This is a genomic window from Haloarcula sp. CBA1129, from assembly GCF_008729015.1.
Classification (GTDB): domain Archaea; phylum Halobacteriota; class Halobacteria; order Halobacteriales; family Haloarculaceae; genus Haloarcula.
This window is the reverse complement of sequence record NZ_RKSM01000001.1, coordinates 743,276-766,771: the sequence shown is the minus strand read 5'-3', so window position 1 is coordinate 766,771 and position 23,496 is coordinate 743,276. Positions and strand designations below refer to the sequence as shown.

At 62.9% G+C, this 23,496-nt stretch carries 24 protein-coding genes; 11 read left to right on the top strand and 13 right to left on the bottom strand.

Translation table 11 applies throughout. The features are described from left to right. Positions 1 to 8 precede the first annotated feature (8 nt). The 5 genes from Har1129_RS03825 to Har1129_RS03805 are packed head-to-tail and all read right to left on the bottom strand — an operon-like array spanning position 9 to position 7,166. Entirely contained in the window at positions 9 to 2,015 is a 2,007-nt protein-coding gene (locus Har1129_RS03825; protein ID WP_151099460.1) for a glycosyltransferase family 39 protein, read from the bottom strand. Further along, entirely contained in the window at positions 2,012 to 3,142 is a 1,131-nt protein-coding gene (locus Har1129_RS03820) for an ABC transporter ATP-binding protein (RefSeq protein ID WP_151099459.1), read from the bottom strand. The genes Har1129_RS03825 and Har1129_RS03820 overlap by 4 nt, the downstream gene beginning before the upstream one ends. After that, the gene (locus tag Har1129_RS03815) at positions 3,142 to 4,764 is read right to left on the bottom strand and encodes an iron ABC transporter permease (protein WP_151099458.1); all 1,623 of its coding nucleotides are present in this window, start codon (positions 4,762 to 4,764) and stop codon (positions 3,142 to 3,144) included. Before Har1129_RS03815 ends, Har1129_RS03820 begins: the two co-directional genes overlap by 1 nt. A gap of 1 nt (position 4,765) precedes the next feature. After that, complete coding sequence (locus Har1129_RS03810) at positions 4,766 to 5,947, bottom strand: extracellular solute-binding protein (RefSeq protein WP_151099457.1); 1,182 nt, start codon at positions 5,945 to 5,947, stop codon at positions 4,766 to 4,768. Positions 5,948 to 6,002: 55 nt separating this feature from the next. Next, positions 6,003 to 7,166: an alpha-1 4-glucan-protein synthase gene (locus Har1129_RS03805; RefSeq protein ID WP_151099456.1), complete on the bottom strand. Its 1,164-nt coding sequence runs from the start codon at positions 7,164 to 7,166 to the stop codon at positions 6,003 to 6,005. A 217-nt stretch (positions 7,167 to 7,383) separates the two neighbouring features. Here Har1129_RS03805 and Har1129_RS03800 point away from each other — a divergent pair, with 217 nt between their 5' ends. From Har1129_RS03800 to Har1129_RS03790, 3 genes are read left to right on the top strand one after another with little or no spacing between them, the layout of a single operon-like run. Next, a complete protein-coding gene (locus Har1129_RS03800; RefSeq protein ID WP_151099455.1) occupies positions 7,384 to 8,127 on the top strand; it encodes a beta-ketoacyl-ACP reductase in 744 nt (247 codons plus the stop codon). 1 nt (position 8,128) lies between these two features. Then, the gene (locus Har1129_RS03795) at positions 8,129 to 9,709 is read left to right on the top strand and encodes an acyl-CoA carboxylase subunit beta (protein WP_151099454.1); all 1,581 of its coding nucleotides are present in this window, start codon (positions 8,129 to 8,131) and stop codon (positions 9,707 to 9,709) included. Between the two features lies 1 nt (position 9,710). After that, positions 9,711 to 10,016 carry a hypothetical protein gene (locus Har1129_RS03790; RefSeq protein WP_151099453.1) on the top strand — a complete coding sequence of 102 codons (306 nt, stop codon included), beginning with the start codon at positions 9,711 to 9,713 and terminating at the stop codon, positions 10,014 to 10,016. Here the strand turns inward: Har1129_RS03790 and Har1129_RS03785 are convergent. Beyond that, complete coding sequence (locus Har1129_RS03785; RefSeq protein WP_151099452.1) at positions 10,013 to 10,198, bottom strand: hypothetical protein; 186 nt, start codon at positions 10,196 to 10,198, stop codon at positions 10,013 to 10,015. The genes Har1129_RS03790 and Har1129_RS03785 overlap by 4 nt on opposite strands. Positions 10,199 to 10,341: 143 nt before the next feature. Here Har1129_RS03785 and Har1129_RS03780 point away from each other — a divergent pair, with 143 nt between their 5' ends. The 5 genes from Har1129_RS03780 to Har1129_RS03760 all read left to right on the top strand — a co-directional run bounded on the left by Har1129_RS03780 (position 10,342) and on the right by Har1129_RS03760 (position 14,143). Next, a complete protein-coding gene (locus Har1129_RS03780) occupies positions 10,342 to 11,505 on the top strand; it encodes an ABC transporter substrate-binding protein (protein ID WP_151099451.1) in 1,164 nt (387 codons plus the stop codon). A gap of 6 nt (positions 11,506 to 11,511) precedes the next feature. Next, entirely contained in the window at positions 11,512 to 11,721 is a 210-nt protein-coding gene (locus Har1129_RS03775) for a hypothetical protein (protein WP_151099450.1), read from the top strand. Between the two features lie 2 nt (positions 11,722 to 11,723). Beyond that, entirely contained in the window at positions 11,724 to 12,551 is an 828-nt protein-coding gene (locus tag Har1129_RS03770) for a hypothetical protein (protein WP_151099449.1), read from the top strand. Positions 12,552 to 12,614: 63 nt separating this feature from the next. Then, entirely contained in the window at positions 12,615 to 13,766 is a 1,152-nt protein-coding gene (locus Har1129_RS03765; RefSeq protein ID WP_151099448.1) for a thiolase family protein, read from the top strand. Beyond that, positions 13,763 to 14,143, top strand: a complete 381-nt coding sequence (locus tag Har1129_RS03760) for a Zn-ribbon domain-containing OB-fold protein (protein WP_151099447.1) — start codon at positions 13,763 to 13,765, stop codon at positions 14,141 to 14,143. The genes Har1129_RS03765 and Har1129_RS03760 overlap by 4 nt, the downstream gene beginning before the upstream one ends. 148 nt (positions 14,144 to 14,291) lie before the next feature. Here the strand turns inward: Har1129_RS03760 and Har1129_RS03755 are convergent, their stop codons facing one another. Both Har1129_RS03755 and Har1129_RS03750 read right to left on the bottom strand, forming a co-directional pair. Continuing rightward, the gene (locus Har1129_RS03755) at positions 14,292 to 14,771 is read right to left on the bottom strand and encodes an HTH domain-containing protein (protein WP_151099446.1); all 480 of its coding nucleotides are present in this window, start codon (positions 14,769 to 14,771) and stop codon (positions 14,292 to 14,294) included. Positions 14,772 to 14,850: 79 nt separating this feature from the next. Then, complete coding sequence (locus Har1129_RS03750) at positions 14,851 to 15,435, bottom strand: hypothetical protein (RefSeq protein WP_151099445.1); 585 nt, start codon at positions 15,433 to 15,435, stop codon at positions 14,851 to 14,853. A gap of 144 nt (positions 15,436 to 15,579) precedes the next feature. On the opposite strand from Har1129_RS03750, the gene Har1129_RS20395 reads away from it, so the two are divergent. Continuing rightward, a complete protein-coding gene (locus Har1129_RS20395; protein WP_191906139.1) occupies positions 15,580 to 15,729 on the top strand; it encodes a hypothetical protein in 150 nt (49 codons plus the stop codon). 132 nt (positions 15,730 to 15,861) lie between these two features. Here the strand turns inward: Har1129_RS20395 and dpsA are convergent, their stop codons facing one another. Continuing rightward, on the bottom strand, positions 15,862 to 16,395 hold the full coding sequence (gene dpsA / locus Har1129_RS03745) for a DNA starvation/stationary phase protection protein DpsA (protein WP_151099444.1): 534 nt from the start codon (positions 16,393 to 16,395) through the stop codon (positions 15,862 to 15,864). A gap of 178 nt (positions 16,396 to 16,573) precedes the next feature. Next, the gene (locus tag Har1129_RS03740; RefSeq protein ID WP_151099443.1) at positions 16,574 to 16,963 is read right to left on the bottom strand and encodes a hypothetical protein; all 390 of its coding nucleotides are present in this window, start codon (positions 16,961 to 16,963) and stop codon (positions 16,574 to 16,576) included. Between the two features lie 133 nt (positions 16,964 to 17,096). Between Har1129_RS03740 and acs the strand changes: the two genes are divergently transcribed. After that, positions 17,097 to 19,202, top strand: a complete 2,106-nt coding sequence (gene acs / locus Har1129_RS03735; protein WP_151099442.1) for an acetate--CoA ligase alpha subunit — start codon at positions 17,097 to 17,099, stop codon at positions 19,200 to 19,202. Continuing rightward, complete coding sequence (locus Har1129_RS03730; protein ID WP_151099441.1) at positions 19,199 to 20,275, top strand: phosphotransacetylase family protein; 1,077 nt, start codon at positions 19,199 to 19,201, stop codon at positions 20,273 to 20,275. The genes acs and Har1129_RS03730 overlap by 4 nt, the downstream gene beginning before the upstream one ends. A 198-nt stretch (positions 20,276 to 20,473) precedes the next feature. On the opposite strand, the gene bioD is transcribed toward Har1129_RS03730, so the two are convergent. From bioD to Har1129_RS03715, 3 genes are read right to left on the bottom strand one after another with little or no spacing between them, the layout of a single operon-like run. Continuing rightward, positions 20,474 to 21,208 carry a dethiobiotin synthase gene (gene bioD, locus Har1129_RS03725; RefSeq protein ID WP_151099440.1) on the bottom strand — a complete coding sequence of 245 codons (735 nt, stop codon included), beginning with the start codon at positions 21,206 to 21,208 and terminating at the stop codon, positions 20,474 to 20,476. Beyond that, positions 21,205 to 22,407, bottom strand: coding sequence for an 8-amino-7-oxononanoate synthase (locus Har1129_RS03720; protein WP_151099439.1), 1,203 nt, complete (start codon positions 22,405 to 22,407; stop codon positions 21,205 to 21,207). The genes bioD and Har1129_RS03720 overlap by 4 nt, the downstream gene beginning before the upstream one ends. A gap of 21 nt (positions 22,408 to 22,428) precedes the next feature. Further along, complete coding sequence (locus Har1129_RS03715) at positions 22,429 to 23,496, bottom strand: transcriptional regulator (RefSeq protein WP_151099438.1); 1,068 nt, start codon at positions 23,494 to 23,496, stop codon at positions 22,429 to 22,431.

Below are 23,496 nucleotides of genomic sequence, written 5' to 3'. Positions count from 1 at the left end.
GATGTGTCTCACGTATTTTCGACTGTGGTGGTCGCGTTCATGCTGATGCTATCGCGATGCGTGCCCGGGACGTACGCCGCTTCGCCGCCACAGCGGCGCTGGTCCTTACAGACTTCGAGCCGCGGCGTCAGCGCTCGAACGCCGTCGTCTGTCCGGTCGACTGGGAGCTCCGCCCGGTATTCGAACCCCGCGCCGGTCCCGTAGTCGACGAACATGATGAGCGTCACCGTCCCGTCTTCCGGCGTCGGCACGCTGACCTGATCGTCAACACCGTCGCCGGTGAGCCGTGTTCGGTTTCTGTCAGACGACAGCTGTACGTCCAGCCGGTCAGTTCCGGTGACAGTCGCGTAGTCGTTTGCGCCCTCGCTTGTCAGCCGGATCGAGACCAGCGCGGCCTGCTCCGGGACCGACGCTGACACGTCAGTTCGGACCGTTTCACCCTCCGCGACCGACACCGGTTGGAGCCGTGGTTCGACGGGCAATCCCAGATACGGGACCCACTCGCCGCGGAACACGTACCGGTAGTACGTCCGGTCGGGGTAGGCGCCGATGACCTCGAACTGGCGGTGTTGCATCGCGTAGACGGTGTCGCCGTCGAAGCCGGGGTCGTTGCGCAGCGACTGGAACGGGTGATTGAGCCAATCGCCGTAGGGCGTCGGGAGCAAGACGAGGCTGTTGTCGAGGTTCCGCTCCTCGAACGGCTCGTAGGCGTGTTCGAGTTGCTGGGTCGTCTCGTAGTTGTCCGAGACCGGTTCGGACGCCGTCGCCACGGCCGCGCCGCCGCCCAGCGCCGCGCCACAGAGCGCTATCGCAAGTAGGACTGGTCTGACTCGGTCGGCGCTGACCTGTTCGGTGGCCCGTCGGCGCGCCCATCGGGCGACGGCGACGACGCCGACGGCACCGAAGGCAGTCAGTGGGACGAGCATATCGACGTGGTAGAACGGCCCTAGGAAGGCGACCAGCCCGTCGGTCGGGTCCGAGAGGTCCCCGAGCATATTCACAGTGCCCCAGAAGTAGCCGTTGCCGAGCGGGACCGTCAGCAGCACGCCGGCCAGCGCCGCTTGGCGGCCGTCTATGTCGCAGCGGGCCGTAGCCCCGAGACCCACAGCCGCAGCGACCGTTCCCAGCGGGCCGGCGACGACCCACTGGGTGAGAAGCTTCCAGAGGAGTTCGGCGTTGGCGTCCAGCGACATCGCTGGCGTGAACTCGCGGGAATAGCCCAGAATCTCCCGATGCCCGAAGCCCGGCCCGTCCTGCGGGGCGAACACTTCGTACGGAAACAGCAGTGCAGAGCCGGTGACCACGCGGTTGTACGCGAGCGTCGCGGCGACACCGGTAAGCCCCCCGACAGCGGTCAGTGACACGCGCTTGAACCGCGCCGGGTCGCGCGTCCGGAGCGACCACAGCGCGTGGAGAATAAACGGTGCCGCAAACAGCACCGCCGTGTATGGCCGCGCGAAGAAGGCAATGCCAATCGAGAGCCCTGCACAGGCCGCCGTCGTTCGGCTTCCAGTCCGGTCGGCGTGGAGATACGCCGCGGCGAACCCGAGGTTCCACAGCGTCGTCGGCACGTACGAGAGGAACACCGAAGCCTCGACGAGGAACAGCGGCGACCCGAGCATGAGGACGGTCGCCACCACGCCCGTCCGAGCGTCGAAGGCCTCGCGGACGGTGTGATAGGTCAGTGCCAGCACGCCGGTCGAAATCAGGCCGAGTGCGACGCGGTAGCCGCCCAGCAGTTTCCCGACGGCGAACATCGCCGCCGGAACGGGTGCGTACTTCGGATACAGCCGCCCGCCGTCGGCGACGAAGAACCACGGCCGAAACGACTCCTCGACCGGCGGGTACATGAACAGTTGTCCCTCCAGCAACAGTGCGGCCTGCTGGAGGTAGACGCCCTCGTCGTGGTTGGTGGTGTGGTGTGGAAAGACGATATGAGCCAGCGCAAAGACGACGAGCCCGCCGAGCAGTGCCACCAGCCCGGCTTGTACCCCCGGCTGGCGCAGTCGCTTCATTCCGTCGGATACCAGGCCAAGTCGTGGTCGGCGACTAGATCGACCTCGACGGGCTGGCCCGGTTCGAACGTCTCGACGTGGTTGTGCATACAGTGGACGACGTCGCCGCTGTGGAGTTCGACCCGGTAGACGAACGAGGGGCCGTTGTACTGGCGGTGGACGACGTAGCCGTCGGCCTTGGACTCGTTTGTCGGCATCGCCTGCAGGTCGTCAGGCCGGACGAGCACGTCCACCATCGCTCCGTTGTACGCCTCGACCGGCCCGTTCAGCAGTTCCACATCGAACGATCCCAGTCCTGTCTCGATGCGGTCGTTGGTCACCCGAGCCGAGAGGAAACTCGCCTGACCGAGGAAGCTCGCGACGAAGCGGCTCTCGGGGTTTTCGAACACCTCGGCAGGGTCGCCGATCTGGGCGATGGTCCCGTCGTTCATGATGGCGACACGGTCGCTTATCGACAGCGCTTCCTCTTGGTCGTGGGTCACCGAGATGGCGGTGACGCCGGCCCGCTTGAGGATTTTGCGGACCTCTTCGCGCATCTCGACGCGCAGGCGCACGTCCAGATTCGAGAACGGCTCGTCGAGCAGGAGGACATCCGGTTCCGGGGCCAGTGAGCGTGCGAGTGCGACGCGTTGCTGCTGGCCGCCCGAAAGTTGGCTCGGCATCTTGTCGTGATGGGACTCTAGGTCGACCAGTTCGAGCAGTTCGTCGACCCGCTCGGCGACGGTGTCTTCCTCCATCTCAGTCAGGCCGAACGCGATGTTTTCGGCGACGGTGAGATGCGGGAACAGGGCGTAGTCCTGAAAGACGATGCCGACGTTGCGCTCCTCGGGCTTCCGGAACGAGGACCCGTCGGCGATGATGTCGTCGGCGATGGAAATCTGCCCGTCGGAGGGGCGCTCTAGTCCGGCAATCATCCGGAGCGTTGTCGTCTTCCCACAGCCCGAGGGACCGAGCAGCGTCAGCAGTTCCCCGTCTTTCACGTCGAGTGAGAGGTTCTCGACGGCGAGTTCCTGCCCGTAGTCCTTGGAGACGTCGTCCAGTTCCAGAACCGTTCGGTCAGGGTTCGCTACCGCTGCGTCAACGTCGTCGAAGTCCGATGTTTGCTGTGTGCGCGTTTGTCGAGACATTAGCTTGTGTCCTCCCGTCGAAGAATGACCAGCATGGAGAGCCCGGAAAGGCCGACGAGCACGAGGGCCGGGACCGCCGCCTGTCCGTAGTAGCCGGCACCTTGGACGAGCCAGATGTACGTGACGAACGTTTCGAAGCCCGTCGGTCGTAACATCAGCGTTGCCGGCAATTCCTTCATGGTCGTCAGGAACACCAGCGCGGCCCCAGCGGCGATGCCCGGCGCGACCAGCGGTAGGACGACCTTCCGGAACGCCGAGAGCGGGTGATAGCCCAGCGACCGCGCCGCTTCGATGTACTGCGGGTCGACCTGAAGAATCGAGGACTCGGTCGTCCCGACGGCCTGCGGGAGGAACCGAATCACGTAGGCGAACACTAGCAGAATGACGCTCTGATACAGGAAGGGGACGTACCGGAGGCCGAGGTACACCAGTGCCAGCCCGAGGACGACACCGGGGACGGCGTAGCCGACGTACGTGGCTCGCTCGGGGAGCGACGAAACAGCCGACGTGCCGCGCGCGGAGAGATACGCAATCGGGAGTGCCGCCACGACACAGATAGCGGCCGCGGCGGCCGCAAGCCCAACTGAGTTCCAAGCGTAGGCCGCCTCGAACGCGAAGCCGCCACCGCTGTAGCCCGTGCCGGAGCGGAGGAGCCACTGGAGCAGGATACCGACCGGAAGCACCAGACACAGCGACGCGATAGCGGCGCAAAACAGCACCGCCGGAACCTTCCAGTACCCGAGCCTGATGAGGCCGGGTCGTCGCGAGCCGCTGCTGACGTAGGCACCGTCTCTACCGGCGTTGAGACGGGACTCAACGGCGAGGATGCCAAGCGCCATCACGAGCAACAGCATCGAGAGCACGGAGGCGTAGTCCAGTCGGCGGGCACCGAACTCGTTGTAGATCATCCGCGTGAACACGTCGTACTGCATAATCGCTGGTGTCCCGAAATCAGAAAGCGCGTACAGCGCCACCAGCAGTGCGCCGGCAGCGATGCCCGGTGCAATCTGTGGCAGCGTGACGCGGCGAAACGCCTCTAAGCGAGTGTGGTTCAGCGTCCGAGCGGCCTCAACGACGGTCCCGTCGAACGATAGCAGGGACGCGCGCGTCGTCAAAAACACGTATGGGTATGTAAACAGCGTCAGTACCAGTATCGCGCCGTGGAGGCCGTATATCGTCGGAATCTGTTCGACGCCGAGCGGCGAGAGCAGGTCCGCGAGGACGCCACGGGGGCCAAATGCCGAGACAAACGCGAAGGCCCCGATGTAGCTCGGGACGACCAGCGGTAGTGCAGACGTAATCGTCCAGAACCGTTTGAACGGCAGATCCGTCTGGGCGGTGAGAATCGCCAGCGGGACACCGATGAGGATCGAGGCGGTGGTAACGCCAGTCACCAGCGCCAGCGTGTTCAGCGTCACTGAAACGGTCGTGTCGCTTGTCAGTAGTGCAAGCGCACGCGTAAACTCAATCTCGCCCGCTCGGAGAAATACCCACACCAGCGGTGCCAGTAACAGCAGCGAGATCGCCAGCGAGACCACTGCGAGCAGCGTATGCGGCGACGAGTCTCGTTCAGACATCGTCGCTTGCTCCCGAAGCCGCTCGTACCGGTCTTTTGTGCCCATGTTAGAGGACGCCAGCGTCCCGAAGTAAATCAACGGTTCCAGCCACGTCAGCCAGTTCAGTCAGGTTGATGTCCGGTGGGTTCAGATCGTCGATGCGTGGTAGGTCGCCAACCGGTGCGACACCCGGAATCATCGGATACGCGAACGTCCGAGTGGCGAAGAACTCCTGTGCCTCCGCTGAGAGGACGTGCCGGACGAAGTTCGACGCTAGGTCCGCGTTGTCGGTTCCGTTGATGATTTCGAGGCCAGAGACGTTGACGAGCGCACCAGCGTCGCCTTCGGTGAATGCAAGGCCGATTGGCGAACTTTCGCGGGCTGACTGGACCCGAAGCGTGTAGTAGTGGTTGGCGAAGCCAGCGGTCAGTTCTCCGTCGGCGCAGGCGTTGGACACGCGGAACTCGTCGTCGTAGGTGGTGATACCGTGGTCCTGCATCGCCTGCAGCCATGCCATCGTCTCGTCGTCGTCGCGGATGAGCCGCATCGCCGTAATGAACGACTGGAACGCGCCATAGCTCGGCGCCCAGCCCATGCTGTTTTCCAGCGCAGTCGCCTCGGGGAACTCCTGAACGGTCGACGGGATATCGGACTCGGAAATCTGGTTCGTGTTGTACGGAATCGCCCGGGCACGACCGGCGATTCCCACCCAGCGGCCCTCACTGTCCTGATAGGCTTCGGGGACCGTCGAAAGAGCCTCCTCGGGGAGACTCGCAGTCGCGCCGGCGTTGGCCACGGCACCGAGCGAGCCGGCGTCGATGGACATGAACACGTCGGCGGGACTTGCGCCCGCCTCGTTTTCCTCGATAATCGTGTTCGCGAGGTCGCTGGAAGCTTCGAGGCGCTGCTCAGCCTCGAAGTCAGGGTAGCGCTGTTCGAGCAGTTCGATGAGGTCGAGATACAGTCCACCTTCACCACCACCGAGATACAGTGTTAGCTCGCCGCTGAGGTCGGGTAGGTCCTCGATAGAGGTGCCGCCGGGGGCCTCCCGCTGTGCCACAAGTGGGCCGGAGCCACGGAAGTCCGAAAGAGAGACCTGTCCGGCTCCGGTGTCAGTCCCACCACTTCCACCGTCACCGCCGTCGCCACTACCGAGGATACCGGAACAACCGGCAAGCGCTGTTGCGGCAGTCGCGCCGCCGAGAGCAAGGAAGCGCCGTCGAGACTGCGTCACGTTACGTCCAGTCATATCGTTAGAATCACTCATTGTTTGATTTAGGGTTGCCTAAACAACTTAGGCCTTTCTAGTCGTCGGCGGTTGCGGGGACCTGTTCCGTCGCAGCGGCGTCCAGTTCGTCGAGACATTCCAGCCAGTCAAGCATGAATTCGCCGCAGTAGTTAAGGAAGGCCCCGTTTTCCCAGTCGCTGAAATCGCCGTCGGCCATGGCTGTCGCGATCGCGTCGAACACTTCGGCGTAGGAATCGGCGTCCGCACCGGCCTCATCGACGATTTCCCAGACGTGCTCGTTGAGTTCGAGCCCGTGGACCTCGTTTGTGAGGTCCGAGAACGTCGAGCGGGGCGCTTTGTTGTGCTCACACAGCGGGTCACCGTTGTATATCTGCTTGTCCAGCACGTCACAGGCCCGTTTGAGGAACACGCCCGACCAGATGTCGTCGAAGCGGCCCACGTCCCACTCGTTGTCGTCCATCGGGAGCTGATAGAACGCCGGGATGACTTCACGGCGGAAGGCGAGGTTCATCGAACAGACGGTGAGGTACTGACCATCGGCGGCCACGAAGTCCTCACCGAAGTCCCCCCCGTCAGTACGGGTCTGGGCCTGTCCCTGCAGGTCGCCGTCCATCAGGATACGAACGGCGTCGAGGTCGGGGACGTTCGTCCAGAGGCCCTGCGAGGCGACCACGTCGTCGACGTGGGTTTGCTCGGTCTCGACCGTCTCGTCCATCGCAGCGTAGGGGTAGCCACGTGGGTAGAGGCCATGTTCGTCCTCGTTCTGGTAGAGCACGTTGACCCACTGCTTGTCGGAGCTGACCGTCTCCATCTCGCCCTCGAAGGCCAAGTTCTCCATGTGTGTCCCGAAGAAGTCGGTGTCCTCGTGTGGCAGCGTGTCGTCGTCGATGAACACACCGTACTCGTAGTCGCTGGCCCACATGTAGAGGAGGCCAAACGACGTTTGAGCGTGGCTGGCCTCGGGGATAAGATGTGAATACTCGCTCGCGCCGTGGTTCTCGAACCACGCCTCGCGGGCGGCCCCGTCGTAGACGGCCCCGTCGACGCCTTCCTCGTCGAGCATCTGTTCCATCGCATCGGTGTCACAGAAATCCTCGGTGATGAGCACGACGAACAGTCGGTCCAGATCGAACCCGTGGTCTCGGGCGTTCTGGAAGTACGAACGCATACACTCGTGGTTTCGAATCGTCGGCACCATCACGCAGATGTCGGCTGTCATGTACTGACTCCACCTCTTTAGGCCATCCTAAAAGATTTGGCGTTCTCGAATTGCTTCCCTCGTGAGTTTGTTTTCTACTCGTCACGTTCCCACTCCCCGCGCATCATTATATTCTAACGTCGGCGTTTAATGTTGTATAGGGGGAACTATTATTTGGCTGTGCTTTGCCAGATTAGGTGATGAGCGTACGAAGCAACAGGGCTCTCACCCACCACCAATGAACCTGGACAATCAAACCTGTGTCGTCACTGGGTCCTCGCGCGGTATCGGCCGCGGAATCGCCAAAGACCTCGGTGCTCACGGGGCCAACGTCGTCGTTAATTACCGATCCTCGGAGGCGGAAGCCCGTGCCGTTGTCGAGGATATCCGCGAAAGCGGTGGCTCCGCTATCGCGGCGCAGGCCGACGTGGCGAAACTCGATGATGTCCGGGCAATGCGTGAAAAGGTGGCCGACGAGTTCGGTCCCGCAGACGTGCTCGTCAACAACGCCGGCATCACCATCGACAAGAAATTCGAGAACATGACTCGCGAAGACTGGGAGACGGTTATCGATGTCAACCTCGGCGGCGTGTTCAACGGGACGAAGGCGTTCTACGACGACATTCGCGACGCCGAGCACGGCCGACTGATAAACATCTCTAGCGTCGTCGGCCAACAGGGCAACATCGGACAGGCCAACTATGCGACGACGAAATCCGGATTGTTCGGCTTTACACGGACGCTTGCGCTCGAACTAGCACACACGGGTTCGACCGCGAACTGCGTCGCGCCGGGCTTCGTCAAGACAGACATGCTAGAGGAAGTGCCCGAGCGCGTTCAGGAGAAGATTCTACGAGAGATCCCGCTCGACCGATTCGCTCGCGTGGAAGACATCGCCGGTATCGTGCGGTTCGTTGCCAGCGAGGAATCGAGCTACATGACAGGACAGGTACTTGGTGTCAACGGCGGAATGGAGTGGTAGCATGAGTCAGCAGGAAGAACCAGCAGACGAGACCGCGCCCGACGACGCGGTCGAGGCGTTGCGAGAGAAACGAGCCGAAGCCGAGCTCGGTGGCGGCGAGGCCCGTATCGAATCCCAGCACGAGAAGGGAAAAATGACCGCCCGCGAGCGCATCGACTTTCTGGTCGACGACGGTACGTTCAACGAAGTCGACCCGTTCGTCGAGCACCGGTCGACGAGCTTCGGCATGGACGAGAAACGGTTCGCTGGCGATGCAGTTGTTACCGGCTACGGTGAAGTTGACGGCCGGAAGGTGTTCCTGTTCGCCCACGATTTCACCGTGCTGGGCGGGTCTGTCGGCGAGGTCGTCGCCGACAAGATCTGCAAGGTGATGGACAGAGCCATCGAGAACGGCGTCCCGGTCATCGGACTCAACGACTCCGGTGGCGCACGCATTCAGGAGGGTGTCGATTCGCTGGTCGGCTTCGCCAAGATATTCGAGCGCAACACAAAGGCCAGTGGACTCATCCCCCAGATTTCGGCCATCATGGGGCCGTGTGCCGGTGGGGCCACCTACAGCCCGGCGCTGACTGACTTCACCTTCATGGTGCAGGACACCAGCCACATGTTCATCACCGGACCGGACGTCATCGAGACGGTGACCGGTGAACAGGTGTCGAAGGAGGAACTCGGCGGCGCGGGCTCACACTCCACGAAGTCCGGCGTGGCCCACTTCTCGTACCCCTCCGAGGAGGAGGCCCTGGAGAACATCCGCCGCCTCCTGTCGTATCTCCCGGCGAACAACATGGAGGACCCACCGCGGGTCAAGCCGTGGGACGACCCCGACCGAGAAATCCCCGGCGTGACTGACATCGTCCCGTCAGCGCCGCGCAAGCCCTACGACATGACGCAGGTCATCGACTCGATTGTCGACGAAGACTCCTTCTTCGAGGTCCACGGCAACTGGGCGCGCAACGTCGTCGTGGGCTTCTCGCGGATGGATGGTCAGTCGGTCGGCGTCGTCGCCAATCAGCCACGCGTGAGCGCGGGGACGCTCGACATCGACGCGGCGGAGAAAGCGGCCCGGTTCGTTCGTTTCTGTGATTCGTTCAATATCCCCATCCTCACGCTCGTCGACGTGCCCGGGTTCATGCCCGGCACGGATCAGGAGCACAACGGGATCATCCGGCGAGGGGCGAAGCTGATCTACGCCTACGCCGAGGCGACGGTGCCGCTGCTGTCGGTCGTCGTGCGGAAAGCCTACGGCGGCGCGTACATCGTCATGTCCTCGAAGTTCCTTGGTAGCGACGTGAACTACGCTTGGCCCGGTTCGGAGATGGCGGTGCTCGGTCCACGGGGGGCAGTCAACATCCTCTACCGGAACGAGATCGCGGACGCCGACGACCCGGACGCCAAACGGCAGGAACTGATGGACGAGTTCCGCGACGAGTTCGCGAATCCGTACGGGCCGGCGAAACGGGGCTATCTCGACGACGTCATCGAGCCGAAGGACACGCGAAAGCGTCTCATTCAGGACCTCGACCTCCTGCAGCGCAAGCGTGAGGACACGCCGCCGAAAGACCACGGCAACATCCCACTGTAACATGGCGACACGCGACACACCACGGTCGGAGACGGCGCTGACCACTGACAGCGCGGAACCGGACGACCTGTCGCTGTCGATACCGGCGGACGCATCACAGGCAGAAGCAGCGGCTATTACCGCTGCGATCAGTGCTCATCTGACCGACCGCCAGCGGGCCGCTGTGGCGACAGCACAGCGTCCGCAAGTCGAATACGTCGACGACTGGACGCTGGCCGGCCGGCTGGCGAGCGTGGGCAAACGCCGCCCCCCGAACAACGTCAAACGAGGCGACGAGTGGAAGGCGGCGGCGCGAGCGCGGTACTAAGATTCGGTAAACTCCTGCAGCACTTCGAGGTCGCGGGTGGTCCGCATAAACTCCGACAGCGACCGTTCGGTCCCGCAGTCGTCACAGACGAACTGCGTCTCCGGGGCTGGAAGGTCAGACACTTGCGCTTCCCAAGCAACTGAACACGCCGGACACTGTAGTTGGAGCCAAGCCTCCTGCATATTTCGTGTGTGGTTAGCACACACGGATATACTTTGTGTGGATTCTCACGGTCGGAGGCTGTGGTGCTGTTTGGCGATTCAGGGTCCTTTTGGCGCACCTAAATATGGGAAGATTTAAATGAATTAGGCAAGCCTAAAAAGATATGAACCGACGAGAGTACATCGTTGCGACCGGTATCGGGCTGGCAGGTGCCGTCGCCGGCTGTTCAGGTCAGTCCGAGGCCGGGAGCGGTGGTGACGGTGCGACTGCTGACGCGACAGATTCCAGTCAGACGGCCGCGGAGTCGACTGCGACACCGGCCACGGAACAGTCGGATTCGGGCTACGCCGTCTCGATGGAGCCAGTCGGCGAGGTCAGCTTCGAGTCGGTGCCTGAGGTTTGGGTCGCGAACAACGGAAGCTGGGCCGACATGGGAATCGCGCTCGGTCTCGACGCACCGGAGGGAGTCTGGCTACCCTCCCGGTACCACACCCAGTACTACGACGATATTCCGGGCGTTAGCGTTGACAACTCGCTCCAGAAGCTGTGGGGTGACAGCGGCGTCGGCAAGGAGCAGTTCTACGAAATAGACGCCGACATCCACGTCATGGACCCGAATTTCCTGCAGAGCCGCGGGTCTTGGGAGCAGTCGGACATCGACGAAATCGAGACCCAGATCGCACCGTTCTTCGGGAACAGCATCTTCTCGACCGGCTACGAGTGGCACGATTACACCTACTACACGCTGTACGAAGCCTTCGAGAAACTGTCTCAGGCGTTCCAGCGGACCAACCGCTTCGACGCGTTTCAGACCCTCCACGAGGAGTTCCAGACGAGTCTATCTGACATCGTGCCGGACTCGGAGTCCGACCGGCCGGAAGTGGCTATCATGTGGGCCGGGAGCGACGAGCCGACGACCTTCTCGCCGTACCTCATCGAGGACGGGACCAGTTTCAAACAGTGGCGGGACTTGCGCGTGCGCGATGCCTTCGCGGAGACTGACGTCAGAGACTTCCACTCCGACCGAGGAAAAGTCGATTTCGAGACCCTGCTTGACATCGACCCGGAGTATCTGCTCTTGCGTGGACAGGAGACCAAGACACGAGCGGAGTTCGAAGACACAGTTGTTCGCTCCCTCGAAGCGGATCAGACCGGAAGCGAACTGACAGCGGTACAGAACGGGAACGTGTACCGCGGTGGTCCGCTGTATCAGGGGCCGATAACGAATCTGGTCCTCACAGAACGAGCCGCGTCGCAGGTGTACGACGTGGACCGGGAGCTATTCGACCGCCAGCGCGTCGCCGACATCGTCGCGGGAGACCTGTAAGGACCAATGGCCGGAGCAACCCGACTCACTCACGAGACTGCAAGCGGACCGGGAGGGCGGAGAGACACAGCTCCGGTCGGGCAGCTCTGTGGCTGTATCGCCACGACTGGAATCGAGCACGCGGGACGCGGCGCCGTCGTCGCGTATCGGTGCTCGACTGAACACGCCGTCACCGATGCATCGGGTTTCGAACCGACGCCGACACAGACACCGTAACCATGGTTGGACGCACACTCGCAGACATCCGTGACAGGCTCTCGGAACTCAGCGTGGCTGTCGGGCCGTATCGTATCGTCAGTGCTCGAACGGGGACGCCGCCGTTCCCGGTGTCGGGAATGCAGTTCCCGGACCGAGAGACGGCCGCCGAAGCGGCCAGCGTCGCGACCGCCTACCGAAGTGCCCTCCGGCGCTACGACCCCCGTGTCACCGTTCATGGCCTCATCGTCTGTGAAGCACCGTGGGGGACCGACGCTGTCAGAACTGGGCCGTCATCGCTCCCGGAGTACTGTCACACGGTCGCCGGGTCGCTGTTCGAGGTGTTGTCGGGCCGGCATCGCTCCGTCGAGCAGGCAGTCATCGACAGCTATCTCGAAGCGGCGGAGGAGACCGAGAACCGCGAGCGCCTCTGTCTGGCGATGCTCGAAAGCATGGCCACGGCGCTCGCGGATCACCTCGACCCGGAACTGCAGGCGGACACGCTCCGTGAAGCCGCCGGACAGCTACCGAGAAAGCCAAGCGGACCCGAGCCGGTTCGGGACGCCGTTGCCGACCTCGAAGCCGCAGGATTAGTCGACGAGGCCACAATCGAACCCGCAGCCGATGGTCCCGGCCGTTGTGCCAGATATATCACATTACAGAACTATCGCCCGACGCTGTCGGACCTTCGCTGCCCGGTGTTGCCGATTGCCGTCGAACTACTGCGCCGGACGAGCATCACGCCACAGATGGCACAAGCGGAGCGAACTGCGAACGGCTGGCGACTGCTTGTCTCACTGGCGGGTGATCAGCCCTCCGAGGGGCTATCGGTCATTACGACGACTGTCTGAACATTCCACTCGTTCTACAGGTAGACCGTAATACATACACGAGACCCCTGTGACGGCACAGGTATGGGAGTCGCAGTAATCGGCGCGTCAATGACGAAATTCGGGCAACGCGACGTCTGGATCCGTGAGTTGCTCTCGCAGGCCGGCGAGGAGTGTCTCACGGACGCCGGCGTTGCACCTGATGACGTAGAGCACCTGTACGTCTCGAACATGGCCAGCGGCGAGTTCGAAGGCCAGACGGGAATCATGAATCTGCTGGCCCACGACCTCGGGGTGCTTCCGGCCTACAGCGAACGGGTCGACCAGACCTCTTCCTCGGGCGGGGCGGGCATCTACGAGGCTTGGCAGTCCGTCGCCAGCGGGGCCAGCGAGATGACGCTGTTAGTCGGTGGGGAGAAGATGACCCACAAGACGACGGGTCAGGCGACGGACATCATCGCCTCGATCACCCACCCCGACGAGTACAAACACGGCGTGACGCTCCCGTCCTTTGCCGGGATGACCGCCCGGCACTATCTGGAGCGGTTCGACGCCCCACGGGAGTCGCTCGCCCGGGTCGCGGTCAAGAACCATCGGAACGGTGTGGACAACCCCAAGGCACAGTTCCAGACAGAGATCACGATGGAGAAGGCCTTAGAGTCGCCCATCATCGCGGACCCGTTGCGGCTGTATGACTTCTGTCCGATCACGGACGGCAGTGCCGCGCTCATGTTCACCACAGAGGAGCGGGCCAAAGAGATTACCGACGAGTACGCCCTCGTCTCCGGCATCGGCGGGGCGACCGACACCCACGTCGTCCACGAACGCGACGACCCGACGGTCATGGGCGGAGTCGTCGAATCGAGCAAGCAGGCCTACGAGATGGCCGGCCTCGGCCCAGACGACCTCGATACGGCCGAACTCCACGACATGTTCACCATTCTGGAGTTCCTCCAGTTGGAGGGCATCGGCGTCGCAGAGCAGGGAACGGCTTGGGAGCTGGCGATGGACGGAGCCACTGCTAAGGACGGCGAATTACCCATCAACACCTCCGGCGGGCTCAAATCGAAGGGCCATCCGCTGGGGGCAAGCGGTGTCGCGCAGGGCGTCGAAATCTACGAACAGCTCGTCGGCGAAGCCGGACCCCGACAGGTCGAGGCCGACACCGCGCTGGCGTGTAACGTCGGCGGGTTCGGGAACTGTGTCATCACCACAATCATGGAGGCCGCAGAATGACGCTTGACGCAGGCATGTGCGCGAACGGTCACGTCTCGTACCCCACCCATCCGCTGTGCCCGGAGTGTGGCGAACCACAGGAAGAGACCCTCGACCTCGCGGACCGGACCGGCGAGGTTGTCACTTGGACCCACTCGACAGCAACGCCGCCGGGTGTTCGCGAGCCCAACACGCTGGCTATCGTCGAGTTCGACATAACCGACGTCTCCGGCGCAAGCGACGAGTTCGTCCGCGCGCTCGGGCAGGTGACCACGGACGAGGTCGAAACAGGCGACACGGTCGAACCCGTCTACGTTGCGGAACTCCGCGATCCCGACGCGGGTATCAAAGTCCCCGAGAGCCAAGACTGGGACGGCTACCGCTGGGACCCGGTCTGATTAGCTGTCTTCTCCCCTGTCGGATAATACGACTCTGTCATCGGCGAAATCGTCTCCTGTTTTTCGATGCTGTTGCTGCCGAGGTCGGAGCGGCGTCCCCCTTCCGTCCGAGGAGACGGTAACATAGAAGCAAACAGGTCAGAGAGCGTTATACGGTCGAGACCGTTGCCGAGTATGTGTCCGGGAGGGTCCCTGTCTCGGCCAGTTCTGCAATACATTCTTCGACGGACTCCGCTCGACCCGCGTCGGCGAAGGGGGCAACCTGCACCAGCTCGTCGTCCTCGTAAACTGCGAGACAGACGGCCGGCATGACGAGTTCCCGGCGTTTCTCACCCGTCGTCGAACTGTAACAGAGCCGGGTGTCGAAAAACGGGGCGAGACAGACACCAGCCTCGCGGGCCCAGTCCGCGAACTCGTTGTACAGCTTCCGTTCGGTTCCGTTCCCGGGACCCTGTAGCGGGACGCGTTTCTCCCATTCGACCGTTTCGGTGTCGTCGAGTACGCCACGGCACACCAGCTCCTGTAGCTCACGTTCGATAGCGGTGCAGCGTTTCTGTGATGGCGCTGGGAGGTCAGACCGGACGAACAGAGTCGTCCGGCGTCCACCCGGAGCGGTAGAGCTGGACATCAGTGTTCATACCTAGACGTGCTACATAATAAATCGTTATGTTTTTTGAAACATAAATTTCATACCGAACTGTAGTCCGTTACTCTTCGTCGCTTCCATCGCCGTTCTCGGTCCCGGTGTCGTCCCTGTCCGGACCGTCGATATCGTCCTTTATCGACCGTAGCTCAGCGTCTACATCTACAGGAACGTCAGTTCCCCGGTCGGAGCTGACACCGTCACTCACCTCTGATTCGTCGGCCAACCTGTCCCGTATCTGGCCGCGTAATTGTTGGGCTTCCCGAATGAGTTCGCGGGCCTCCTCATCTTCCGGCGTCCCCTCGACAGCGTTCTGGAGGTCCGTCAACGCACCGTCGAGGCGGGAGAGCGTGGCTCGGCTCAGATCACTCGCACGCTGTCGTACTTCATCCGAGGCAGAGCCCGTCGACGTCGGCCGCCCCTCAGCCATCCGAAGGGCTCGCCGGAGAAGCTTCAGCGCCTCGATATTGCTTTTCAACACGAGAATGACCGCGGGGATGGTCACGTCGCTGGTAAACCGAAGGAGTTCACCCGGTGTCGGCGGCCGCGGCAAGCCGCTGTCGGTCGTGGGCTCGACCTCCGTCTCTAGCTCCTGTAGCGTCGTCACGAGGTCCGTAATCAGGGCGGTAAGGTCGTCGTCCGAGCTCATACCTCTCTCTTGTTGCCTCGGGTACTAAAGACCGCGCCGTGCCGGTGCCCGTTCCGCGTCGTCGCTGCTGTCGAGGCGGGGCAACCCTGCCGACGATTAGGTCAACCAAAATCCTTTTAGCTTTAGGGGTGCCTAACTCAGGTAATGCCATCACAGACGGACGATGTCGAGGCCTCCGAGGACCGGCCGGAGGTGTCGGCGCTGGACAGCGGTGCTGACAGAACCGTGTTTACCGAAGACGGAAACCGAGACGGCTGGATTTCGACTGACGTCACCGTCGACCTCCGACGGTAGTCCGTTCGTCCGCTATCCGCGTTACATTTCCCTGTCCTGCTGTTCTCGAAGCCAAGCGTTCGCAGTTCAAACTGAAGCAGTAGCGGTCGCTACCTAGCAGAAGAAATCGAGAGAGAAACCTGTCGTTCGAGGTTAGTCCAGCACGAGCGTGTCGTCTTCGAGGTAGTGCTCGATGTGGTGGGCGTCTTCCTCGGTCTGCACGATGATTTCCCGGAGAATCTGCGCTGTGGCGTGGTCACCGAGGTTCTCCGCGAGGTCGATGTGGTCCCGGAGCGACTCAATGATGTCACCGTACATCTCGAGGTCGTTTTCGAGCGACGTCCGGATGTCGTACACGTCCTGCCCTTCCGGCTCGACTGACGCGTGCTCTTCCTGTGCCTTGCCGCCGGCGATGGGCGTGCCACCGAGGGCCTGTGCCCGCTCCGCGAGTTCGTCGGCCGCCTCCTCGGCGTTGCCAGCGGCGTCGCCGAGGAACAGGTGCAGGTCGCGGAACTCCGCGCCCTCGACGTTCCAGTGGTGCTTCCTGACCTGATGGTACAGCGTGTACGTGTCTGCCAGATCTTGGTTCAGCGCGTTGATTACCTGCTCGGACTTTTCTTTGTCGAGGCGGAGTTCGTTCTCTTCGACCTCGCCGAATTCACGTCGGACGTGCTCTTGTGTTGCCATAGTCATCTTATCGTACAAGTGGAAGCCACTTAAAGATTGTTTTGTGAAAATATGTTTTCGGGAACCCAAAAAATATATTCTAAGATGTAATGGCTAGTTACCTGAACTGAAATATTATGCGATGATACCAACTATTCTTCAGGTCATCGCCCGTTGCTTGATTTAGAAGGGAACCGAGCTATTGCGACGACGGCCGGGAAACAACAAGTGCGACGGCATCCTCGTCGATAGCGCTGCTGTCGACGGATGGTTCGCGAAGGACTTGCTCCTGATGGACCGCCACGACTGCGGCGAGCAGGTAGTCGTCGAAACCGAGATACGCTCCGTACTCTTCCCAGACAGTTTCTCTGACGGCCATCACGAACGTCTCGGACGTGCGGTGCAGCACCGCGTCATCGAATCGCTTTCGCCACTCGTAGACGAGATTCTCGACGCCCGGGTTCTCCCGCATCGTTCGCTGGTGGTCGGCGAGCGCGGATCGCAACTGTTCCTCGTCAACGCCGTTTGTCCCCGCGACTCCATGGAGTACTTCGTCGTCGAACGGCGACAGGAGTGCTGTTTCAGCCATTGGCGGACCCTACGACTGTGACAAACAAAAGCACCGCCACACTGAAATCGCGGTAATGAATCGTCTAGATTCCCGCTCGCTGGGAGTTCCCCACAGCTATATTCGGGCCCCCCTGTAACCACCGAGTAGAGGCATGGGACGATTATCGACGTTATTTGCGCCGGAACGTGTCGCAGTGGTCGGGGCGACCGATTCGGAGGGGTCCGTCGGTCATGCGGTCACCACGAACCTGCTCGATTCGTTTGCAGGGGAGGTCGTGGCCGTAAACCCGAACAAAGAGACAGTGCTTGGATTGCCGTGTTACGACAACCTCGCCGGCCTAGAAGACCCCGGGTCGGTCGACGTGGCCGTCGTCGTCGTGCCGCCGACGGTGGCGGTCGAGGTCATCGAGAACGCCGGGAAAGCGGGTATCGAGAACGTCGTCGTCATCACCGCCGGCTTCGGTGAGACCGGCAGTGATGGGGCCGAACGCGAACGGCGACTGCGTGAGGTGGCCAGCGAATACGACCTGAATCTGGTTGGCCCGAACAGCCTCGGCGTAATGTCGACCCCCGTCGGGCTCAACGCCACCTTCGGCAACGAGATGGCCAGCGACGGCGACATCTCATTTATGAGCCAGTCGGGCGCGTTCATCACCGCCGTGCTGGACTGGGCCGCCGAGCGCGATGTCGGCTTCAAGGACATCGTCTCGCTCGGGAACAAGGCCGTACTGGACGAGAGCGATTTCGTCGCCGAGTGGGGCGACGACCCCGATACCGACGTGATTCTGGGCTACTTGGAGGACATCGGCGACGGGTCGTCGTTCGTCCAGACCGCCCGGGAGGTCACACAGGACACACCTATCGTGCTCGTCAAGTCCGGCCGCACGGACGCGGGTGCGAGTGCGGCGGCCTCCCACACCGGTGCGATGGCCGGCTCCGAGCGGGCCTACGAAGCGGGGCTTGACAAGGCCGGGACGCTCCGAGTCGAATCCGTTCAGGAACTGTTCGACTACGCCCAGATTCTTGCCGGCCAACCGCTCCCGGACGGCGACGAAATCGCGATCGTCACGAACGCCGGCGGCCCCGGTGTGATGACGACCGATGCCGTCGGCGACTCGGACCTGCAACTCGCGCAGTTTGGCGACGAAACCTTCTCTCGACTCCGCGAGGAGATGCCTGAGGAAGCCAACATCTACAACCCGGTCGACATCATCGGCGACGCCCCGGCGGAACGCTTCGAGACCGCGCTCGAAACGGTACTTGCGGATGACAGCGTCTCAATGGCCGTCGTCGTCGCCTGCCCGACGGCAGTGCTTTCCTTCGAGGAACTCGCAGAGAGCGTCGTCGAACAGCAAGAGCGGTTCGAGAAGCCTGTTGCGGCGACGCTGATGGGCGGGAAGTCCGTCGACGCTGGGGCGAACGTCCTGAGCGAAGCGGGCGTGCCGAACTACTTCGACCCGGCCCGCGCCGTTGGGAGTCTGGACGCTCTCAGACGCTATCGGGAGATCAGGGCAACCGAGTACGAGGAGCCGACGACCTTCGACGTGGACCGCGAGCGGGCCCGTGAGATACTTGAATCCGGTGCCCGACGCGGGTCGAACCGACTCGGCGTGGAAGCGATGGAACTGCTTGACGCGTACGGGATTCCGACACCACAAGGCGATGTCGTCTCCTCTCCCGTCGAAGCGGAGGCTATCGCCGAGGAAATCGGCGACGACGTGGTGATGAAAATCGTCAGCCCGGACATCCTGCACAAATCAGATATCGGCGGCGTTGAGGTCGGTGTCCCCGTCGAAGATGTCCGCGACACCTACGAAGACCTCGTCGTCAGGGCACGTAACTATCAGGCGGACGCGACGATCCTCGGCGTGCAGGTACAGGAAATGGTCGATCTCGACAACGGCGTCGAGACGATTCTCGGGATGAACCGCGACCCGCAGTTCGGGCCGCTGCTGTTGTTTGGCCTCGGCGGTATTTTTGTCGAGGTGCTCGAAGACAACACCGTCAGTGTCGCCCCCGTCAGCGAGACCGAGGCGAAAGGGATGCTCGACGACATCGACTCCGCGCCGCTGTTGCGCGGTGCCCGGGGCCGAGACCCCGTCGACGAAGCCACGCTCGTCGAAACTATTCAGCGGCTCTCGCAACTCGTCACTGATTTCCCCGCTATCGTGGAACTGGACATCAACCCCCTCGTCGCGACGCCCGACGGGGTGCAGGCGGTCGACCTGCGGCTGACCCTCGATCAGGAGAAACTATGACCGACACGAACACGCTACTCGTCACGTCACTGGAGGAAGGTATCGGCAAGACGGCTATCACGCTCGCGCTCGCGACGCGTGCCCACGACGCGGGCTACGACGTCGGCTACATGAAGCCCAAGGGGACGCGACTCCGGAGCGCGGTCGGCAAAACGCGGGACGAGGACCCGATGCTCGCCCGCGAACTGCTCGATCTGGAGACCGACCTCCACGAGATGGAGCCCATCGTCTACTCACCGACGTTCATCCAAGAAGCCATCCGCGGGCGTGAGGACCCCGACGACCTCCGCGAGCGATTGCAGGAAAGCATCGAGACGTGTTCGGACGGGACCGACCTGCTCCTCGTCGAGGGGAGCAGCGACCCGACGACCGGGAGTATCGTCGACCTCACAGACATCGACATCGCCGAACTGCTCGACGCCCGCGTGCTGTTAGTCACTGGCTACGAGACGCCCAGTGATACGGACGAAATTCTGTCAGCGGCCCGTGCAATCGGCGACCGACTGGACGGCGTCCTGTTCAACGGCGTCACGGATGCGACGGTCGACGAACTCGCCGACGACGTGGTTCCGTTCCTCGAAGGCGAGGGAATCCCGGTCCACGGAATCCTGCCGCGTGACCGCTCACTCGCCGGTGTCACCGTTGCCGACCTCGCCCGGAATCTCGGCGCAGACATCCTCACCGGTGATGCCAACACTGACGTCCACGTCGAGCGGTTCAGCGTCGGCGCGATGAGCGGGAGCAGCGCACTCGAACGCTTCCGGCGGACGCGCGATGCTGTCGTCGTCACCGGTGGCGACCGCTCGGAGGTCCAGACCGCGGCCCTCGAAGCGTCCGGCATCAAGGCGTTACTTCTCACAGGCGGGTTCCAGCCCCCCAGCGCGGTCATCGGACAGGCGGCTGAGAAAAACGTCCCAGTGTTGTCCGTCCAGTCGGACACGCGGACGACGATAGACAGGGTCGAGGAGGTCCTCCGAACGGGTCAGACGCGCAATGAGGCAACTGTCGACCGTATGCAGACGCTACTGGACGACGGTGTCGATATCGAGGCGCTCCTGTCAATCGATCTGTAGTACCATCGTTTCGGCTGGGTGGTAGTCCGTTCCTAACGGAACACGGCCCCGCGCTATGGCGAAATCTCCACATGAAACGTGCCTTACTATTTTAGTGATTGGTAGTGAAACGTCAGATGGAGCCTGACCGGCTCCGTAGTGTCACACGACGGGGGTTTGCCCCCGTTCTATCCCCTTCGCTCGGCCACGTATCGACAGTTACCGCTCGATAGCCGGCCGTAACACCGACTGCGGAAGATGCGCTCTGAGTCCGTCAATCACGCTGTCTGACGACTCGATGTCAAGCGGTGGAACAGGCCAGACGGAACAGCCAGTCATCCGTTCGATAACGTTCGGATTCGTCCGCTCAGCGGTCGTCGCACCCTCGTACTCGTTGAGAACGATACTGACGACGGGGACGCCGTTCTGCCGGAGCGCCTGCACCGTCAGCGCCGTGTGATTGAGCGTGCCCAGACCCGAGCGGGCGACAACCATGGCCGGAAGCCCGATATCTGCAACGAGGTCGATGACTTCTCGACCGTCTGCCAGCGGGACACGCAGGCCGCCGATACCCTCGACGACAGCCGTCTCGCTTTCTGCCACGACATCGGTAACGCCGTCGCGGATCGACTCGTAGGACAGCGTGATATCGTCGTCTGCCTCTCTCGCGGCCACTTCCGGTGCCAGCGGTGGCGACAGCCGCTCCAGACAGACCGCGGCGTCCGGTGTGTCACAGATCGACTCGACGAACGCCGCGTCGTCGTCCGGCGGATACCCGGTCTGGCAGGGCTTGACGGCGACCGCGTCCGTCCCCATATCCCGTAGCCAGCCCGTCAACCCGGCTGTCACAACCGTCTTACCCACGCCGGTGTCGGTCCCGACGACGAAGACACCGTCCTCCGCGATGTGACCGGTCCCGCTTTCCCGTTTCGACTCCGCCGTCGTATTGCTCACAGGACATCCACCTCCCTGCCGGCTGTCCGGAAGGCGTCGAGACACTGCGCGATGTCGTCGGCGGTGTGTGTTGCCATGGGTGCGACCCGGATGCGAGACGTTCCCTCCGGAACGGTCGGTGGCCGAATCGCGGGCGCGACAATGCCGTGGTCGCGCAGGCGGTCGGCCAGTTCTAGCGCGTCGCCGCGGTCGCCGACGACGACAGGGAGTATCTGCGTCTCACCGAGCACCTCGTAGCCCATCGTCTCCAGACCGTCCCGGAGGGTGGCGACAGTGTCCCAGAGCTCCGCCGAGCGGTCGGTCTCGCGGGCGATTCGTAGCGCTTCGCGGGCCGCCGCGGCGTTCGGTGGCGACAGCCCAGTCGAGAAGACGAACGACCGCGCGGCGTTCAGTAGATACTCGATAAGCACTTCGTCGCCGGCGATGTAGCCGCCCTGACTCGCCAGCGCCTTCGAGAGGGTGCCCAGCTGCACGTCGACGCGGTCACTCAGACCCTCGCGCTGGACGACGCCCCCGCCGCTGTCGCCGAACAGTCCTGTTGCGTGTGCTTCGTCGACCATCAGCCACGCGCCGTACTGCTCGACTACGTCACAGATGGCCCCCAACGGTGCGATGTCCCCGTCCATCGAAAACACGGAGTCGGTGACCACGAGCCACTGTTCGTCCTCGTCAACATCGACCGCTCGCGACTCCATTTTCGTTCGAAGGTCGTCGGGGTCGCAGTGATCGTACACCACTGTCTCGCTCGCCCCGACCCGACAGCCGTCGATAATCGAGGCGTGGTTCAGTTCGTCCGAGAAGACGACGTCCGGAGCCAGCGCGTCGATGGTTCCGATGTTGGCCGCATAGCCCGACGAGAACACCAGCGCTCGCTCTGTCCCTTTCGAGGCCGCGAGGTCGCGCTCCAGCGCTCGGTGTATTCGCGTGTCGCCGGTGACCAGCCGCGAGGCTCCTGCACCGGTCCCGACGGTCCGTGCGCCCAGTTCGGCCGCTCGTTGGACCCGGCCGTCGTCAGCCAGCCCGAGATAGTTGTTCGAGGCGAAGACGACCGCCTCATCGCCGAACTCCGGTGGTTCGCCGTTCGGGTCGTCGGCGAAGCGAGTCCGCGCCGAGACGGACTCGGCGACTTCCAGCTGTCGGCGGAGGTTCTGTGCGTCGCGCTGTTCGAGTCGGTCGTCGAGAGCAAAGCCGTGAGTCATGAAATGCAGAACCAGATCGTCTCAGAAGCCGGGCATGAGGTCGGCGGGACCGAACACGCCGTAGTGGCCGGCGCGGTTGTTCCGGACGCCGGCTTTCAGGTAGCCCAGCGCAGGCCCGTTGACGTTGGCCTCCATGCTCGTCACGTCGTCCAGTTCGAAGGTGTTCGTTCCCGTCTCCCCGTCGAAGGTCGTGCCAGTCACGCTGACTGTCGTGGTGGTCGGTTTCTCGTCCGAGCGCACGTCAAGGACGCCGCCGACGTGGACGTCCTCGGCGTCGCAGATGCCCGCGCGCTCCAGTAGCACGTCGTCGGCGTGCTCCATATCGTGGAACTCCAGTACGCCGTCGTGCTCGTCGATGAGTGCCTCGATTTCGTCCTCGCTCATCTCGCGGGCCTGTTCGATGTCGTACCCGTCGAGATGGGCGATGTCCTCCCGGACGGTGCCGCGGTTGTCCTCGTAGCCGGACTTGAGGCCGACACCCCACCAGATCTCGACCTCCTCGACCTCGACGAAGGACTGTGCGGCCAGCGCGGCCGCGCCGGTCAGGAAGCCCGGTGTCGCGCCGGCTCCGCAGACGAATGTGATGCCGGACTCTTTCAGTTTGTCCTCGCGGTCGTCGAGCATGCCGATGACGCGTGAGCGCTTGAGCACGTCGATCATGACGCCCTCGTAGTCAGCTTCCGCGAAGCGCTCGGCCACGCGTGGGATGAAGTCGTGTTCGAGGTTCGGCAGCGCCAGCAGGACGGCGTCGATGGCGTCGCTCTCGGCGATGATGTCGTCGATGGGTGTCTCCGTGGGTTCGCCCTGCTCGCTTGCGACGATGCCAGCCTGCTCGCCGTGCTGTTTGACGCCCGCCGTTTTGGCTGCGGCCGCACCGCCGTCTGTCGCAACGTCTTCAGCCGGCCCGCTTGCGATGTTGCCTTCCGTCGCCTCCAGCAGTTCCGCCACGTCGAGGCCGTCGTGGTCGATAGCCACGCCGTTGCGGTCACAGGCTGCAACGGCAGTAAGACCGTCCTTGTGCTGTGAGACTTCGAGCGTCCGCCGTCCGATACCACCGGTTCCAAGCACTGCAAAGCGTATGTCGTCCAT